This is a genomic window from Hahella sp. HN01, assembly GCF_018986435.1.
Lineage (GTDB): Bacteria > Pseudomonadota > Gammaproteobacteria > Pseudomonadales > Oleiphilaceae > Hahella.
This window is the reverse complement of record NZ_JAHMIN010000035.1, coordinates 1-16707: the sequence shown is the minus strand read 5'-3', so window position 1 is coordinate 16707 and position 16707 is coordinate 1. Positions and strand designations below refer to the sequence as shown.

The window sequence follows — 16707 nt, the reverse complement described above, 5'->3', positions numbered from 1 at the left end:
GGCCCCCACCTTTTTCGGCTGGTGGCCATCCCGTTCCGCCAAAGGGACGCCCGTATTATAGCCCGCAGTAAGAATAATAAGCAGGAGTTTCCTTATGCAGGCGCATCCTATCAAGGCTGAAAGCGCCAACACCGACGCACTGAGCGGCGCATTACCGTCTCAGAGCGAACGATTGCGCCATGAGCGCGGCCTCGACGCATCCTCACAACACCTCTCGCCCTCTTCTTCTGAACCTAATGACGCTTTCTCTAACTTGAGCGCCGAAGCGAGCCCGCCTCCACCGCAGGAGCTGCCGCATACGCGACTGTCCAGATTACTGGACACATTCGTGCGCCGCATTGGCGAAGCCAGCGCCTGGATCTGGCCCGTCCTGATGCTGGTGATCATGACCAATGTGGTGATGCGCTACTTTTTCGGCGAAGGGCGCATTGAGTTTGAAGAGTTGCAGTGGCATCTGTACGCCATTGGATTCCTCACCGCCCTGTCTTATTGCTATCAGTCCGACGATCACGTGAGAGTGGATGTCATCCACGAACGCCTTTCACTGAGATCCCGTAGCTGGATTGAGTTTCTCGGCATTCTGTTGTTGCTGATCCCGTTCCTTACGCTGCTGACTTATTACGCATTTCCATACGTTTATGGCGCCTGGCTCAGCGGCGAACGCTCTTTGTCTCCCGGCGGACTGCCCTATCGATGGGCGATCAAGGCGGCGCTGCCCATTGGCTTACTGCTTCTTTCCATCGCGACGGCGTCCCGATTCAGCCGCGTGTTCGTCTATCTTTTTCTGAAACCGAGGTAATGCGATGGAGCTGAATGAAGTCCTGGCCATCGCAATGTTCGCCACATTCATTATTCTTATTTTTTCCGGTTTTCCCGTCGCGTGGTTACTGGGGGGCGTAGCAGTGGTATTCACTGGCGTCGCCCTGTTCGCGGACACCTATCTGGACGCATTCGTCGGCGTCGATTGGGACTACACCGCGCTATCGGTGGATCGCATCTGGGGCATCATGAACAACTGGGTGCTGGTGGCGCTGCCCATGTTCGTCTTCATGGGACAAATGCTGGATCGCTCCGGCGTCGCCGAAAACCTGATGAACGACATCTCCAAGTTATTTGGTCGCATGAACGGGGGCACCGCCGTCGCCGTCGTGATCATCGGACTGCTGCTGGCCGCATCCACCGGCATCATTGGCGCATCGGTCGCCCTGCTGACCCTGCTGGCGCTGCCAGTGATGCTGAAAAACCACTATCAGTCGGAACTGGCGGTCGGCTCGGTGTGCGCCGTCGGCACCCTGGGAATCCTGATTCCTCCCAGCATCATGCTGGTGATGATGGCTGACCAACTGGCCATGTCTGTCGGCGACTTGTTTCTCGGCGCCGTCATGCCTGGCGTTCTTCTGGGTTCCGCTTACATTATTTATATCGTCGCCCGCGCCAGCTTCGATCCCAGCATCGCGCCCGCCGCCGCGGACGCAGAACCTCTCAGCGGCAAGGTCGCATTAGCGGCATTACGTTCAATCATGGCGCCGGCGTTACTGATTCTTGCAGTGCTGGGCTCTATATTCTTCGGTCTGGCGACGCCCACAGAAGCCTCCGGCGTCGGCGCTTTCGGCGCCACCTTCCTGGCCTGGCGCAATAAAAAGCTTAATGTGAACATGCTGCGCGATGTCTGCCGCCAAACCAGCAAAACCACCGCGTTTATCTTCGCCATACTGATCGGAGCCACCGCGTTTTCATTGGTTTTGCGGGGACTGGGAGGCGATGAGTTAATTGAGAACGCCCTGACCGGCCTGCCATTTGGCCCTAACGGCGTCATCATATGCATTCTCGCCTGCGCGTTTCTGCTCGGCTTTTTCCTAGACTGGATCGAAATCACCTTGATCATCCTGCCGCTGGTGGCGCCGGTCGTGCAGCAACTCGGCTTCGATCTGGTGTGGTTCACCGTCATGTTCGCCGTCTGCCTGCAAACGTCTTTTTTGACACCGCCGGTAGGATTCGCCCTGTTTTATTGCAAAGGCGTCGCGCCGCCGGAAATCAAAGTCGGAACTCTCTACCGCGGCGTTACCCCCTTTATTTTCCTCCAGCTGGCCGCCCTGGTGCTGGTATTCATGTGGCCGCAACTGGTCACCTGGCTACCCCAGCAAGCTTACGCCAATCCATGACTCCGAGGTTGTTATGCACCCGAAAGTAATTAGTGCCGAACAAGCTGCTTCCCTGATTGAAAACGGACGCACCGTCGCCACCGCAGGCTTCGTCGGCATCGGTTTTCCGGAAACTCTCGCCGTAGCGTTGGAAAAGCGATTTAAGGAAACCCAGTCGCCTCGCGACCTGACCCTCGTCTATGCGGCGGGCCAGGGGGACGGCAAAGAGCGCGGGCTGAATCACCTTGGCCATGAAGGATTAGTAAAACGGGTGGTCGGCGGGCACTGGGGTTTGGTGCCGAAACTCGGCAAACTGGCCTGCGAAGGCAAAATCGAAGCCTACAACCTGCCTCAAGGGGTCATCACGCACTTATACCGCGATATCGCCGCAGGCAAACCCGGCGTCGTCACCCATGTCGGGCTGCATACATTCGTCGATCCCCGCTACGATGGCGGGCGCATCAATGACAATACGCCTCCGGGACTGGTAGAGCTGCTCAATGTGGCGGGCCAGGAATATTTGCTATACAAAGCCTTCCCCATTCATGTGGCCCTGCTGCGCGGCACCACCGCCGACCCCAAAGGCAACATCACGATGGAAAAAGAGGCGATGCCTCTGGAGAGTCTGGCCATCGCCCAGGCCACTCATAACAGCGGCGGTCTGGTCATTGTTCAGGTAGAAAGACTGACCGCCCGTCACAGTCTGCATCCCTCCCGTGTCCGCATCCCCGGCATATTGGTGGACAAGGTTGTGGTGGCGCCGCCCGAACACCATCAACAGACGTTTGCGGAAAGCTATAACCCGGCCTATAGCGGCGAAATCAATCTGCACTTATGCGATCACAAAGCGGCGTTGGATATTCGCAAACTGATTTGCCGCCGCGCGGTGATGGAGCTGCGTCCCGGCGCTATCGTCAATCTCGGTATCGGAATGCCCGAAACCATGGCGACGGTTGCAACGGAGGAAGGCTTAATGGATGAAGTCACGCTGACAATCGAGCCAGGCGGCATCGGTGGATTTCCCGCCGGCGGCCTTAGTTTTGGCGCGGTTATGAACGCCGAGGCGATCATTGATCACCCCTCCCAGTTCGACTTCTACGATGGCGGCGGCCTGGATCAGGCGTTCCTGGGCATGGCGCAGATGGACAGTGAGGGCAACGTCAATGTCAGCCGCTTCAGTCAGCGCATGTCCGGCGCCGGCGGTTTTATCAATATCAGCCAGAACGCCAAGGAAGTGTACTTTCTCGGCACCTTCCTGGCGGGCGACTACGACATCCGCATCACCGGCAATGGCCTGGAGTTCGGCGTGGCGGACGCCACCATGAAGCTGGTGAACAACGTCGAGCACCTCACCTTCAGCGGTCGTTACGCCCTGGAGCGCGGTCAAAAGGTCACCTACATCACAGAGCGTTGCGTGTTTCGTCTGCGACCGGACGGCCTGGAGCTGACGGAAATTGCACCCGGAGTGCAGATTGATCGGGATATTCTCGCCCATATGGGGTTCCGCCCACGTATTTCCCCCAAACTGAAGATCATGCCAATCGAACTGTTTCGCAGCGGTCTCATGCATCTAAAACTGCCTTTCACCGGCAGCGCCTCGCCACCGGAGGTATCTCCCCTCCCCTTGTGCGACGCTGGCGACGAGTCAGCCGACGAAGCCATAGAACATCGTTATCACAGCGCTCTTAACACAGAGGCTTCGCGGGACTGATCAGACGGATATTGAGCCTTTGCGAAAGTCCGAGTGGTCCAGAATCGCATTGATCAATACTGGCCTGCCCTGACGCGCCAGCGCTTTCGCCTCTTGTAACACGGGAGCAATATCAGCCGGCTTATCCAGCAGAAAGCCAACCCCGCCATACCCCTCGGCGACTTTATGATAGTCCGTGCGACGTAACATAACGCCCACGTCGTCCTGCAAAATTTCCACCTGATCACGGGCGATCTGGCTCCAGCAGGCGTCATTGCCGACCACGGCTATCACACCGATGTTATGACGAACAAAGGTATCAAACTCCGCGAGGGAATAGGCGCAAGAGCCATCTCCATACAGCAGCCACAGCTCAGCCCCTTGCGTCGCCGCCGCGGCCCCCAATACAAAACCGCCGCCAACGCCAAGCGTCCCGAACACGCCTGGGTCAAGCCAGCTCAACGGCGAGCGAGGACGCAGCGTGTAGGCGGCGGAGGCCACAAAATCGCCACCGTCGGCAATGATCGCGCTTCTCTCGTCCATCGCCGCGTCGATTTGCAATAGCAGATCCAGAGGGTTAATGCGCCCGTGCGCTGTCGACGCCAGCGCACGGATGTCTTTTTCTCTTTGCCGGTCCCTTTCACGCAATGATTCCAGCCAATCAGCGTCCCATTGCATAGTCTCTCCACATGACTCCGCCAATTGCACAAGGAAAGCGGCGGGATCTCCCAAAACCGGAATGGTTGGCAAGCGATTTTTAAACAGGTCCTCGCGCTGTGCATTCACAGACACCAACGTCGCTTTGCGGGAGATATGAGAGCCATAGTCGAGACGAAAATCACAAGGCGCGCCAGCCAATAAAACCCAATCCGCCTCCCGCAATGCCTGCTTGCGATGATGCTTTAGCTGCAGTGGGTGATCCGGACCCAGCAGGCCCCGCGCCATGCCAGAGAGATAAACCGGCGCGCCCAATGCCTCAATCGCGGAGATGAGCTTGTCCGCCTGCTCAGGATGACGCAACGCCTGACCGCCGATCACCACGGCGGGACGCTTCGCCTTACGCAGGGACGGCGCCGCCACCGCCGCCAACGATTTATTCTTGACCGCATCAATCACATCCAGAGACACGTCCGTCGCAGTGTGGCGTAGGGCTCGTAACGTGCTGCGCTGCGGCGAATCCTGAGCCCCTTTGAACATCTGTTCCGCATGAAAGTCCAGATACCATTGCACAGCCTTCCCACCAAGACTGCCTTTCCCCTGCTCTCCTCCTTTTACGCCATACCATTCTCTTACCACTTGCTCTGGATAAAGCAGATCGATGGGGAGTTCAACGAATATGGGCCCGGCCACGCCAGCGCAGGCGACTCTGAACGCCTCCTGTAAAGTCGAAGCAATGTCGCGAACTTTCTCCACCGCAAAACATTGTTTGACCGTGGTTTCCAATAGCCCGGTCTGATCGATATCCTGCAAGGAGCCGCGTCCGCGCAGTACCGTAGCGCTGGCCCCGCCAAGCATGATCAATGGAGACTGCGCCATCTGCGCATTTTTCAACGCCGTGACTGCGTTGGTCACCCCTGGACCCGCCGTCACCGCCGCCACACCAGGTATTCCCGTCAAGCGCGCGTATGCGTCAGCGGCGAATACCGCACTCGCCTCATGCCTCGCGTCAATCACCTGCATTCCCGCTTTGCGGCAACCAGAAAGAATAGGCGAAATATGCCCGCCGCACAGAGTGAATAACGCCCCAACGCCTTGCTCCAACAAGACCTCAGCCACCAGATCGCCACCGTGTTTCATATGCAAGTCCATTCCCTGTTCCATATTTGCTTATTGTTTCAGGAACCTTAAACCAAGCCGTGTCAACTGGCCAACTCAAACTCACTGAGCCCCTCTCGGCCTTATGGCGGTAGTAAGGCGTGGTAGGCTGATGTATCCTTTAGTCACACTTGTATTTGTGAATGATCCGCCAAATCACATCGGCCAACAGCCTTTTTATTACAAGGGGTTTGGGCTAGTTGGTGGAATCAATTTTTTGACCGTCGCCCCACTTTGCATGACGGTTTTCGACGTCAAACGTCGCTTGATTATTAAGTTTATTTTCAACACCAAAGGAAAGAGGCGCGACCATGGGTGCAGTCAACGAGTTATTTGAATCCGTAGCGGAAACCGCCGCCACGCCAATTATTGGAAAACTGGTGGAAGTGGACGCTAAAGGTCGCGCATGGATTGACTTTCCCGGCAACAGCGAAGGCGCGCTTCTCGCCAAAACCACCATCACAATCCCCCCCAGCCAGGCCGTTCCAGGTCAACAACTGCTGATGTTATTCGAAGGCGGACGCAAAAAATCTCCGATCATTATCGGCGTCATTGGCGAAGCGCTGGTTCCCAATGAAAGTCAGACGGTCGTGCTGCCTGTTGGAAAGACAGATGGCGCCGTTATAGATGGTAAAAAGGTACGTTTCGACGCGCGTGATGAAATTCAATTAGTGTGCGGCAAAAGCAGCATCCTGTTGCGAGCTGACGGCAAGGTCGTCATCAAAGGCAAAGATATTCTGAACCGCGCCATGTCATCCAACAAAATCAAAGGCGCCAACGTCGCGATCAACTAAGAACGGTTGCGTCGAAGACGACGCTGGGCGAATATACACGAGATTTCAAGAGATTAAGGAATATAGCAATGGGCGTTACAGTCGGCGTAAATCATATGTCCGTAGTACACAAGGACAGCGGTGGAGTGACCATCTGTTTCCCGGACGTCTGTAAAACACCCACGCCGGGCGGCCCTGTTCCGATCCCCTATCCCAACATCGCCATGTCCAGCAACTCGGCCAAGGGCGCTAAAAAAGTTAAATGCGACGGTAATCCCGTCTGTCTGAAAGACTCGAATTTCTCAACCAGTACAGGTGACGAAGGCGGTACGGCGGGAGGCGGCGTCGCTTCAGGCACCATCAAGAATAAGGCGGAGTTTTCCATGTACTCCTTCGACACCAAATTCGAAGGGAAAAACGTGCCGCGCGCCTTTGACATCATGCTGCACAACAAGATGAATACGCCGCCTTTCCCTGTGCTGCAAAAACCCATCATAGCGATGCCGATCACCGAAAAACCAAAGTGCATCATTTGCAAAAAAGAACTTTAATCTTCGGTCAGTGAATAACGATCAACAATGCCGCACCCGGAAATAACCAATAAAACCCCTTTTGTTGTTGAGCCCCTTTACCTGAATGATGAAGAGTTCGTCCCCGTCCTGACGCTGGTTGTGAAGGCGACTTATGACATCGTCGGCAACCAGCAGCTACGACTGGCGGACGAACAGGCGCCGCTATGTTTAGCTGGCGAATACTGGGGCGAACCTGGCGAGTCCAGCCTGAAATACGAGCCTGAATGCGTCTACTTTAAACCTGCCGCCGATATTGTTCTGATCGGCCACGCCTACCCTGAGCGGAAAAACGACGCCAGCGTCAAAGTTGGCATCCGCGTAGGCCCGGCAAGAAAAATTGTGCAAGTGTTCGGAGACCGGCAATGGACAATGGGACCTTCCCACCCCATCGCCACCGCTCCTGCGCCCTTCGAGAAAATACCGCTGATCTACGAGCGCGCATTTGGCGGCAAAGATCCCCGTGGCGACGATGGCGAAAAAATCAGCCAGGAGTCCCGCAATCCCATGGGAGTGGGGTATCGCGACCCGCTGGAAGATTTCGAAGAAGGCGTTCCTCTGCCGAACCTGGAGAATCCGGACGATTTGATCCGCGCTTACAATGATGCGCCAGCGCCCGTTGGTTTCGGCTTTATCGAAGGCCATTGGGAACCGCGCATTAAGTACGCGGGCACCTACGATGAAACCTGGGAGAAGACGCGCAGGCCCTTACTCCCTTTTGACTTCAGCAAGAAGTTTTACAACGCCGCATCGCCCGGACTGGTGTTGGACGGCTATCTGGCAGGCAACGAAGAAGTCACCATAGTCAACGCTTCCCCTCGTGGCCGCCTGCAGTTTTTCCTGCCCAACCTGCCTGCACCGGAATGTCACGTACAGCTTCAAGGCGGAGCTGGCGTTCTTAGGGACAAAGGCGAACTGGATACGCTCATCGTCAACACCGACGAACATAAGGTGTTCCTGATTTGGCGCTGCGTCATACCGCTTAACGGCGGCTTTAACAGCGTAGCGGAAATAAACGCCCAGATCCCCGGCGTCGAAGTCATGAAACATGTGAAACTGGAGTCTTAGATACATGGGAGCAGGACCTCTTAACTTCGCTCCTGTAGACGAGTTTTGTCGTCAGCTATATTTGGAGCACCTGGAAGAAGCGTCTTTTCTATACAACAGCTATCTCGCATGGAGAAATGACCCGGAAATAACCTGGAGAGATCTTCAAGATCTGGAAGACCGGTTGGATGCGCATATTTTCGCGCTCACATCAGGCGGCGATGCGGCCAAGCAAACCTGTCTGAAGCATTTGTCAAAAGCCGACTCAGGCGAGATCTACGCCATCGCCAGATTTTTCTGTCAGGCTCATGACGGGCAATGCATTTCTCTGTTGTGGGAAACATTGCTGAAAGGCATCGACGATGAGCTTGAGGAAGAGTCTGAAGAATATGACAAGATAACCGCCGCCGCACGCGCATTACGCCAGGATTATCCTCAAGAGTGGCGCATCAAGCTGGCGGCGATTTTGGAAACCACTCACCATAAGTTGTTTCCGATTATCGCGTCCGCTGTAGCGATCACCCGCAAAATGTCGGACAAAGGCGCTAAAAACCTTCTTGAGAACATGCCTTCTCCCTTTCTTTCAAGCGCGCTTGAAAATGTAGCGGAGAACCATACGACAAGCCACGCCAAGCTGCTTTATCCGCTGTTAGAACATGATTCCACCGCAGTGCGGCAGTTGGCGGCGGTGGGAATGTTGCGGCTTGGAGAGACCCATGTCCTCCCTCAATTGCTCAATCAGCCTCTGACATTCGCTATCCCTATTGCTCTGGCCGGCATTAGACAACAAATGCAGATCGTTCTGCAGGCTATCAATAAGGAAAAAATGAATATCGACCTGATTGCCGCGCTGGGCATCAGCGGCGATCTCAGAGCCGTGAACTTTTTATTGCCCGCTCTGACTGACGATGAGCTGGCCTATCACGCCGCACACGCATTGAATCTACTGGTCGGCGCTAATCTTTATGAAGAAGCCTTCCATGAAGAACGTTTTTTTGAAGAAGATCTGTTTGATCATGAGATTGCGGACTTTAAGAACGGCAAATCTCCCCAGCATCCAGGCGGACGCCCCTATGGCGAGAACATAGAGCAGCTCTCCCGGGACCCGGCGAAATGGCGCCAATGGATGCTGGATAATGAGAGCCGATTTGATCCGGCTTTACGCTACCGTTATGGGGAACCCGCCTGCCCACAAACTATCGGCAGAAGTTTGGCCAGCCCTCGTACGCCCGACTTCCTGCGCCGCTGGATTCAGTATGAACTGTGCATCCGGTTCGGACTCGGCGCGCCGTTCTCGGTAGAGAACCCCGTCAAACAACAATATAGACAGTTATCCGGCATCGCCCAGTGGGTGCAAGAGCACGGATCAGCCCATACTCCAGGACAGTGGTAAGAGAGCCTTCCTATGAGCACCCCACAGGACTTTAATACTGAGCTTCCTATCGCCGTCAGCGAAGTCGGCGCGATCACTTCCGTAGGAAGAGGCATGCAAGACAGCTTCGCCTCGATCCTCGCCGGCATGTCCAGAAGCACTGAAGTGAGCGGGTTTAAAGTGTTCGATGGCGATGAGCACGACATGGTTCCGTTAATCGGACATCCGGTCGCCGCAGTCACCGAGGGCTTTTCCGCCCTTGCCCGCTGGCGCCTGTTGGCGGACCACGCTCTGGGCAATCTTATCCAGCGAGGTAAAACTCCCGGAGCCAAACTGACTCAGACGCCCACCGGCTGCGCAATCGTCTTGCCGACCCTGGAAGGCGACCGCTTCTACTATGACCGCAGAATACGCCCTCCTTACAGCTCTGAAAGCCTGCTCAGCGGCTTGCTGATCAAGCACGGACTCAACATCCCGCTGGAGCAGCGGGGATATTTTTGCAGTGGCCATGCCGGGATCGGTGAGGCAATTCTCGCTTTAAAAAGTAAAATGGAAGCTGGCGCGATTCACCGGGGCATTATCATAGCCGTCGACTCGATGCTGGATGGTTTTTCCCTGTTGTGGCTGAACGAAGCCGGGCGTCTGAAAACGCCTGACTCCGCCCACGGCCTGGCGCCGGGAGAGGCGGCAGTAGCTCTGATTCTGGAGCGGGCCGACGCCCTGCAGCAACGCGGGGGCAAGCCAATGGCCTGGTTGAAAGCCACTGCCTGCAGCGAAGACGATTATGGATTCTGGCAAATTGGCCGCACCCAGGGGCGCGGATTGATCAATGCGTTGAATCAAGCCATGCAGAACTTCGGGCCGGACTTCCAGACAGAACTCTATACCGATATTAATGGAGAGCACTGGCGCAGTACTGAGTTAGGCATGGCGATTCCCGGTTCATCAATTGGACCAAGCCTGGCGGGCGGATTCAAAGCAGTAGCGGAGTCAGTGGGCGAAACAGGCGCCGCCAGCGGCGCGCTGAATATCGCCATCGCCGCCCAGGCATTAGCCTTGGGACAATCCCAGGCGCCTTATGCGACGATCCTGTCCAGCTCGGATTACGGCGACACCTGTGCGTGCATATTACAAAAGGCGATGTTATGAGCAAAAAGCAAAAGTCAGAAGGACCTCATGAGTGTTACACCGACGGCTATGGCCCGCACAAAACGGTGCAAGGCATGGAGGGTGGTTCTTGCCTGGCTCGCCATGAACAGTCTTACAAGAAAAACAACAGCTGCTCTTATCGCTGGCAGGGCGTAGAAAAAGCCAAAACGAAACCCGGCTGCGACGCCTACAATGCACACCCAAACGAAAAGTATCACATTACAGGCAGAGGTACCGGCCCCGTCGCCACCTCCAACCTGTCGAACTACACCAAAGACGGCAGCGGCCACGACGGCGCAGCGGGCAAAAGCTTCACCAGCAAAAAAGGTGATGCACTGACTTTAGTGGAAGTGAATAACTTCACCACCGGCTTCGCCCCTTACGGCAATCAGGTGCATCATATAGTTAATATAAGTTCGGTAAGAAATGGTATAGAAAAAATATCAAAAGACCTGCCTGACTTGCGGATTTTGATAGTTAATGGACTGTTAGATGAGAAGTACAATATTAACCATAAAGATAACAGCCTGATATTACCGACACAAAGAAGCGCTTCAGCCAAAACCGGGCTTCCTTCGCATTATGGTAGTCACCCAAAATATAGCAAAGAAATTTTAGACTATGTAAGAAAAGCACTAGAGCCTTACAAGAAAATAGCTAGTGAAATGAAAAAAGGAAAACCACACAGCAAACCTGATCCTGTAGCTTTAAAAAGAAAATTAGAGGATGCCTCCAATAAAATATATAAAGAAATAATATTGGAATCAGCGAAAAATAGGGCCAGCAAAAAATCGACGAAGATAAACGAAGTTTCTCCCGCCAAAGCATTAAAATGATTAAAGGCCATAGGACATAAAAATGAAATATTTTTTATTTCACACATTAGGTGACACTAGCAATGAAGATTATTGCTTTACCTCTGACACGCCCGAAGGCGGCGTTGATTCCTGGGACTTAATCGCGGGATATCGCATAGCTGACGAGTACCCAGACGGAATTGAAAAAACCGTACTAAGGCTAGAAGAAGAGTATCCAGGCCTAGTCTTGGCTTCATATATAGGAAACCCTGATCGTATGCTTGTTTTTCGCAAAGATGCTGCGAAGATCATCATAGACACCAATCAAAGTGAAACAGAAGTAATACCCTTTACTCTACTTGACCACAAAGGAAAAACTAGAAGTGAGGACTATGTCTTCATCAATCCTGTTGGCACTGTAGACTGCGTTAACTGGAAAGAATCTATTTGTACTAGAGATAGTGAAGGCAATATTGAAACTTACGAGAAACTTGTTTTTTCAAAAGAGAAATTAGATCAGCGTCCCAACCTATTTCGCATCAGGTTCGATACCAGCCTCTATCTATTCAGTGAAACTTTAGTAAATGCTCTATTAGAGAAAAACCATACAAATCTAGTATTCAAGGACATTGAAGTCGCCTGACTTAAAATGAAATATTTTCTCTTTAATTGTTTAGGAAATAGAGATAAAGAAGAGTACTGCTTTACAGTAACAACACCTGATGGTGGCGTAAGCACGTATGATTTAACTTCTGGTCTGCGTCTGTCAGATGAGTATCCAGATGGTATAGAACCGGTATTCTTGAAGCTTGATGATAGATTCCCAGGATTGGAGTTAGCTTCCTATATTGGTAATGCCAGTAACTTATTATCTTTCCACATTTCGGCTGCAAATCTAATACACCAGTTAAGCGAATGTGAGATAGAACTAGTACCATTCACCCTTTTAAATCCAAAAGGAAATGTGCATAGCGAGGAGTATGTTTTTGTCAACCCGGTAGGCGCCATTGATTGCGTAAATTGGAATGAAACGGTTTGCACCCGAAGAAAAAATGGGGATATAGCGAACTATAAAAAAATTGTCATGGATAAGAGTAAAGCAAAAGACTTTCCAAATTTATTCCGCATACAAAATAAAAGCAGCTTATGCGTATTTAGTGAAACCATAGTAGATGCCCTAATGAAAGCTCACCACAACAACTTAGTTTTTATTGAGCTCGAAGTGGCTTGAAAATCATGAAGTACTATTCGTTCAGTTGCCTGGGAGATAAAAGCAATAATGACTATTGTTTCACTATCGACACCCCAGAAGGAGGAATCGACTCCTATGACCTTATAGCTGGGTTTCGTTTATCTGATGAATACCCAGATGGCATAGAAGATGTAATTCTAAGACTGGAAGATAAGTTTCCTGGCTTAGAGCTTGCCTCTTTCATCGGTAACGCCAATGACATGTTAGCTTTTAACAAGGAAGCCGCCAACATAATCATCTCCATAAATCAAGCAGAGACAGAGATTATTCCCTTTACTTTATTTAACCCCAAAGGGAGGGTCCACAGTACCGATTATGTTTTCGTTAATCCCGTAGGAGACTGGGACTGCGTAAACTGGAAGGAGTCCAGTTGTGAGCGTGAAGATAATGGCGACATATACTCCTACGATAAGTTGGTTTTTTCCAAGGAAAAATTACAAGGAGCCCCTCACCTTTTCCGTGTAAGATTTGAGACAAATTTATATTTATTTAGTGAATTCCTAGCTAATGCACTTATTGAAAAGGGGCATACTAACTTGATTTTTGAAGATATCGAGGTGATCTGACAGGTTTAGTATGAAATATTTTCTCTTCAACACCCTTGGCGACACCAGTAACAATAACTACTATTTTACCTCTGATACGCCGGAAGGAGGGATTGACTCATGGGACTTAATCGCAGGTTATCGAATAGCTAACGAATACCCTGGCGGCATTGAAGAGGTTACCCTTAAGCTTGAAGATCAGTTTCCTGGGCTTGTCTTGGCCTCTTATATAGGAAACCCAAATCAAATGCTAGCCTTCAGCAAAAAGGCGGCAGACCTAATTATATCAATAGCACAGTCTGAAATAGAGGTTATTCCGTTCATACTCTTAACGCCCAAAGGAAAGGTTTATAGTAACGACTACGTTTTTATTAACCCTGTGGGCGCGATTGACTGCATAAACTGGAAAGAAACTGATTGCTCCCGAAGAAAGAACGGCGATGTTTCCAGCTTTGATAAATTAGTTCTAGATAAGAAAAGAATAGATAATCCTCCTCACCTTTTTCGGCTCAAGTATTTAACTAACGCATATATATTTAGCGAAGTTTTGACCAAGTCACTACTGGATGAAAATCATACAAATTTAATTTCCAGTGAGATTGAGATAGCCTAGTTAAAAGTGAAATATTTTCTTTTCAAATGCTTAGGGGACAAGAGCAATGATGACTATTGCTTCACTACGGATACCCCTGAAGGTGGAGTCGACTCTTACGACCTTATAGCAGGATTTCGTTTATCTGACGAGTACCCGGATGGTATAGAAGATGTTGTTCTAAGACTGGAAGATAAGTTTCCTGGCTTAGAGCTTGCTTCTTTCATTGGCAACGCCAACAGACTGCTTGCGTTTAGCGTATCAGCCGCTCAAATAATTACTTCCATCAACCAAGCAGAAACTGAAACCATCCCCTTCACGCTACTCAATAGCAAAGGCAAAGTACACAGTAAAGATTATGTATTTATTAATCCTGTAGGAAGCTGGGATTGTATAAATTGGAAGGAGTCAGTCTGTGAGCGAAATGCAAAGGGAGATATAAAGTCTTATGAGAAGCTCGTATTTTCCAGGGAAAAACTAGTGGGGGCGCCACATCTCTTTCGCGCAAAACATAAAACCAGTTTATATTTGTTTAGCGAAGCCCTAATTAAAGCATTACTAGACGCCGGCCATACAAACTTAGTTTTTAGCGAAATTGAAATCTCTTAGTCAGACAATGAAATACTTTTTATTTAACACCCTAGGTGATACCGACAACGATGATTATTGCTTCACTTCAAAGTTTCCTAGAGGTGGCGTTGATGCCTATGACTTAGTTGCCGGGTTTAGGCTTTCCGATGAATATCCAGACGGTATAGAAGATGTTTACTGGAGTCTCGGAGACAACTTCATAGGGCTAGAGCTTGCTTCCTATATTGGAAACCCAAACAGCATTCTCGCATTTAATAAAAGTTCAGCAAAACTAATAACATCGACGGTTCAATCAGAGATAGAAATAATTCCATTCACCCTATTGAATTCCAAAGGAAAAGTATATAGCAATGACTATGTTTTAATTAACCCAGTAGGTTCTATTGACTGCATCAATTGGAAGGAAACAGTTTGTGATCGCAGCACGAATGGTGATGTTTCCAGCTATGAAAGACTGGTCCTCGACAAGAAAAAGATAGGCACCCTTCCAGACCTATTTCGCCTCCAGTTTTTAACTGACGAATATATATTAAGTGAAACTCTGGTTGATACACTACTAAAAGCGGAACATACAAACTTAATTTTTAGCGAAATTGAGTTCGCCTAATTCAAAATGAAATATTTTTTATTTGATTTCTTAGGCGATAAAAAGGAAGAAAACTACTGCTTTACTTCCAAAACGCCTGATGGCGGCATTGACTCGTACGACCTAATCGCAGGGTTCCGCTTGTCGGATGAATACCCTGATGGCATAGAGGAAGTAACTCTGAGCCTGGAAGACCAATTTCCAGGCGTTGTGCTGGCTTCCTTCATCGGCAATACTGATAAAATGCTCGCTTTCAACAAAAATGCCGCCACGCTCATCACCTCGATGAGCGAGTCTGAAATAGAGGCAGTTCCCTTTATCCTCTATAACCAGAAAGGCAAAGTACATAGCACGGATTATGTCTTCCTTAATCCAGTTGGAGATAGAGACTGCATCAATTGGAAAGTATCTATCTGCACTCGTGACTCCGAGGGGGATATCTCCACCTACGACAAAGTTGTCTTTTCAAAAGCAAAACTAAATGAAGCGCCTCACATATTCAGAGTAAAAAATCATACTGGCTACTTTTTGTTCAGCGAGGAGCTGGTCAAAGCCTTGCTGGACGCTGGCCATACAAACTTGTTTTTTAGCGAAATTGAAATCTCTTAGCCATGCAATGAAATACTTTATATTCAATCCATTAGGCGATAAAAGTAACGAAAGCTATTGCTTTACTTCCAAAACACCGGACGGTGGAGTTGATTCCTACGATTTAATCGCCGGCTTCAGACTGTCTGATGAGTATCCGGACGGTATCGAAGATGTTTATTGGCGTCTTGGAGATAACTTTGTAGGACTAGAGCTTGCATCTTATATCGGAAACACGCACAGAATTCTCGCGTTCAATAAAAGCGCAGCAAACCTGATAACCTCAAGCACTCAATCTGAGATCGAAATCATCCCATTTACCTTATTGGACTATAAAGGAAAGGTACATAGCAAAGACTATGTCTTCATCAACCCAGTAGGCTCCATTGATTGTATTAACTGGAAAGAAACAGTTTGTAACCGTAGAAATAATGGTGACGTAGCCAACTATGAAAAACTAGTCCTTAACAAAGAAAAATTCGATGATCTCCCCCATATATTCCGCATTAAACATTTGACCGCAGAGTATATATTCAGCGAAACTCTAGTTAATACACTACTAAATGCTGAACATACAAACTTGGTTTTCAGCGAAATTGAGTTCGTCTAGTTACAAATGAAATATTTTCTCTTCAACACTCTCGGAGACACTAGCAATGGTGACTACTGTTTCACCATCAAAGGGCCTCATGGCGGCATTGACTCCTATGACCTAATTGCAGGATTCCGCTTGTCGGATGAATATCCAGATGGAATAGAAGAAGTTACCTTAAGCCTAGATGATAAGTTTCACGGTTTAGAGCTAGCATCCTTTATTGGTAACGCCTGCAGAATGCTTGCGTTTAGAGCAACAGCCGCTCAAATAATTACTTCCATCAACCAAGCCGAGACTGAAACCGTTCCCTTTACGCTACTCAATAGCAAAGGAAAGATACACAGCAAAGATTATGTATGATCCTACCCACCAATGATAGACACCCTGTTAAGCGAGTACACTACGCTACAGAGGTGAACTATGACCAAACAGAAAACATCAAACTCCAAATCTCGCCAACGTTATTCCGACGAGTACAAGGCGGAAGCCCTGGCGTTAGCTCAACGCATCGGTGTGAGCGCCGCCGCAAAGCAATTGGGTCTGCACGAGTCACAACTTTACAATTGGCGCAGTAAAGCGCGGCTGGCGCAGGATCGTGGCGAAAC

General features: G+C 50.3%; 20 protein-coding genes. 19 read left to right on the top strand and 1 reads right to left on the bottom strand.

What is annotated here, in order from left to right; translation table 11 throughout:
- Positions 1-94: 94 nt before the first annotated feature.
- From KP814_RS25770 to KP814_RS25760, 3 genes are read left to right on the top strand one after another with little or no spacing between them, the layout of a single operon-like run.
- A complete protein-coding gene (locus KP814_RS25770; RefSeq protein WP_216739481.1) occupies positions 95-799 on the top strand; it encodes a TRAP transporter small permease subunit in 705 nt (234 codons plus the stop codon).
- A 4-nt stretch (positions 800-803) separates the two neighbouring features.
- Complete coding sequence (locus KP814_RS25765) at positions 804-2162, top strand: TRAP transporter large permease subunit (RefSeq protein WP_216739480.1); 1359 nt, start codon at positions 804-806, stop codon at positions 2160-2162.
- A gap of 13 nt (positions 2163-2175) precedes the next feature.
- Positions 2176-3852 carry an acyl CoA:acetate/3-ketoacid CoA transferase gene (locus tag KP814_RS25760; protein WP_216739479.1) on the top strand — a complete coding sequence of 559 codons (1677 nt, stop codon included), beginning with the start codon at positions 2176-2178 and terminating at the stop codon, positions 3850-3852.
- Here KP814_RS25760 and KP814_RS25755 read toward each other — a convergent pair whose 3' ends face one another.
- The gene (locus KP814_RS25755; RefSeq protein WP_216739478.1) at positions 3853-5628 is read right to left on the bottom strand and encodes a thiamine pyrophosphate-binding protein; all 1776 of its coding nucleotides are present in this window, start codon (positions 5626-5628) and stop codon (positions 3853-3855) included.
- 329 nt (positions 5629-5957) lie between these two features.
- Here KP814_RS25755 and KP814_RS25750 point away from each other — a divergent pair, with 329 nt between their 5' ends.
- The 16 genes from KP814_RS25750 to KP814_RS25675 form a co-directional block, all read left to right on the top strand.
- Positions 5958-6440, top strand: a complete 483-nt coding sequence (locus tag KP814_RS25750; protein ID WP_216739477.1) for a DUF6484 domain-containing protein — start codon at positions 5958-5960, stop codon at positions 6438-6440.
- A 95-nt stretch (positions 6441-6535) separates the two neighbouring features.
- Positions 6536-6970: a DUF4150 domain-containing protein gene (locus KP814_RS25745; RefSeq protein ID WP_253938641.1), complete on the top strand. Its 435-nt coding sequence runs from the start codon at positions 6536-6538 to the stop codon at positions 6968-6970.
- A gap of 27 nt (positions 6971-6997) precedes the next feature.
- Positions 6998-8056, top strand: coding sequence for a DUF2169 domain-containing protein (locus tag KP814_RS25740; RefSeq protein ID WP_216739475.1), 1059 nt, complete (start codon positions 6998-7000; stop codon positions 8054-8056).
- Positions 8057-8060: 4 nt separating this feature from the next.
- Positions 8061-9428 carry a hypothetical protein gene (locus KP814_RS25735; protein ID WP_216739474.1) on the top strand — a complete coding sequence of 456 codons (1368 nt, stop codon included), beginning with the start codon at positions 8061-8063 and terminating at the stop codon, positions 9426-9428.
- A 12-nt stretch (positions 9429-9440) separates the two neighbouring features.
- Positions 9441-10556: a hypothetical protein gene (locus KP814_RS25730; protein ID WP_216739473.1), complete on the top strand. Its 1116-nt coding sequence runs from the start codon at positions 9441-9443 to the stop codon at positions 10554-10556.
- Positions 10553-11392 (top strand): AHH domain-containing protein, encoded by an 840-nt coding sequence (locus KP814_RS25725; RefSeq protein WP_216739472.1) that lies wholly within the window; start codon positions 10553-10555, stop codon positions 11390-11392. The genes KP814_RS25730 and KP814_RS25725 overlap by 4 nt, the downstream gene beginning before the upstream one ends.
- A 22-nt stretch (positions 11393-11414) precedes the next feature.
- Positions 11415-11996 (top strand): imm11 family protein, encoded by a 582-nt coding sequence (locus KP814_RS25720; protein WP_216739471.1) that lies wholly within the window; start codon positions 11415-11417, stop codon positions 11994-11996.
- Positions 11997-12002: 6 nt separating this feature from the next.
- Positions 12003-12584: a hypothetical protein gene (locus tag KP814_RS25715; RefSeq protein WP_216739470.1), complete on the top strand. Its 582-nt coding sequence runs from the start codon at positions 12003-12005 to the stop codon at positions 12582-12584.
- A gap of 5 nt (positions 12585-12589) precedes the next feature.
- Complete coding sequence (locus KP814_RS25710) at positions 12590-13171, top strand: imm11 family protein (protein WP_216739469.1); 582 nt, start codon at positions 12590-12592, stop codon at positions 13169-13171.
- Between the two features lie 10 nt (positions 13172-13181).
- Positions 13182-13763, top strand: coding sequence for a hypothetical protein (locus KP814_RS25705; RefSeq protein WP_216739468.1), 582 nt, complete (start codon positions 13182-13184; stop codon positions 13761-13763).
- Positions 13764-13769: 6 nt separating this feature from the next.
- Positions 13770-14351, top strand: coding sequence for an imm11 family protein (locus KP814_RS25700; RefSeq protein ID WP_216739467.1), 582 nt, complete (start codon positions 13770-13772; stop codon positions 14349-14351).
- A gap of 7 nt (positions 14352-14358) precedes the next feature.
- A complete protein-coding gene (locus KP814_RS25695; protein ID WP_216739466.1) occupies positions 14359-14940 on the top strand; it encodes an imm11 family protein in 582 nt (193 codons plus the stop codon).
- Positions 14941-14946: 6 nt separating this feature from the next.
- Positions 14947-15528 carry an imm11 family protein gene (locus tag KP814_RS25690; protein WP_216739465.1) on the top strand — a complete coding sequence of 194 codons (582 nt, stop codon included), beginning with the start codon at positions 14947-14949 and terminating at the stop codon, positions 15526-15528.
- A gap of 7 nt (positions 15529-15535) precedes the next feature.
- Positions 15536-16117, top strand: a complete 582-nt coding sequence (locus tag KP814_RS25685; RefSeq protein WP_216739464.1) for an imm11 family protein — start codon at positions 15536-15538, stop codon at positions 16115-16117.
- Positions 16118-16123: 6 nt separating this feature from the next.
- Positions 16124-16462, top strand: coding sequence for a hypothetical protein (locus tag KP814_RS25680; RefSeq protein WP_371824094.1), 339 nt, complete (start codon positions 16124-16126; stop codon positions 16460-16462).
- Positions 16463-16522: 60 nt separating this feature from the next.
- Positions 16523-16707: transposase (locus KP814_RS25675; RefSeq protein WP_216739463.1), on the top strand; the 185-nt coding region annotated here is incomplete at its 3' end.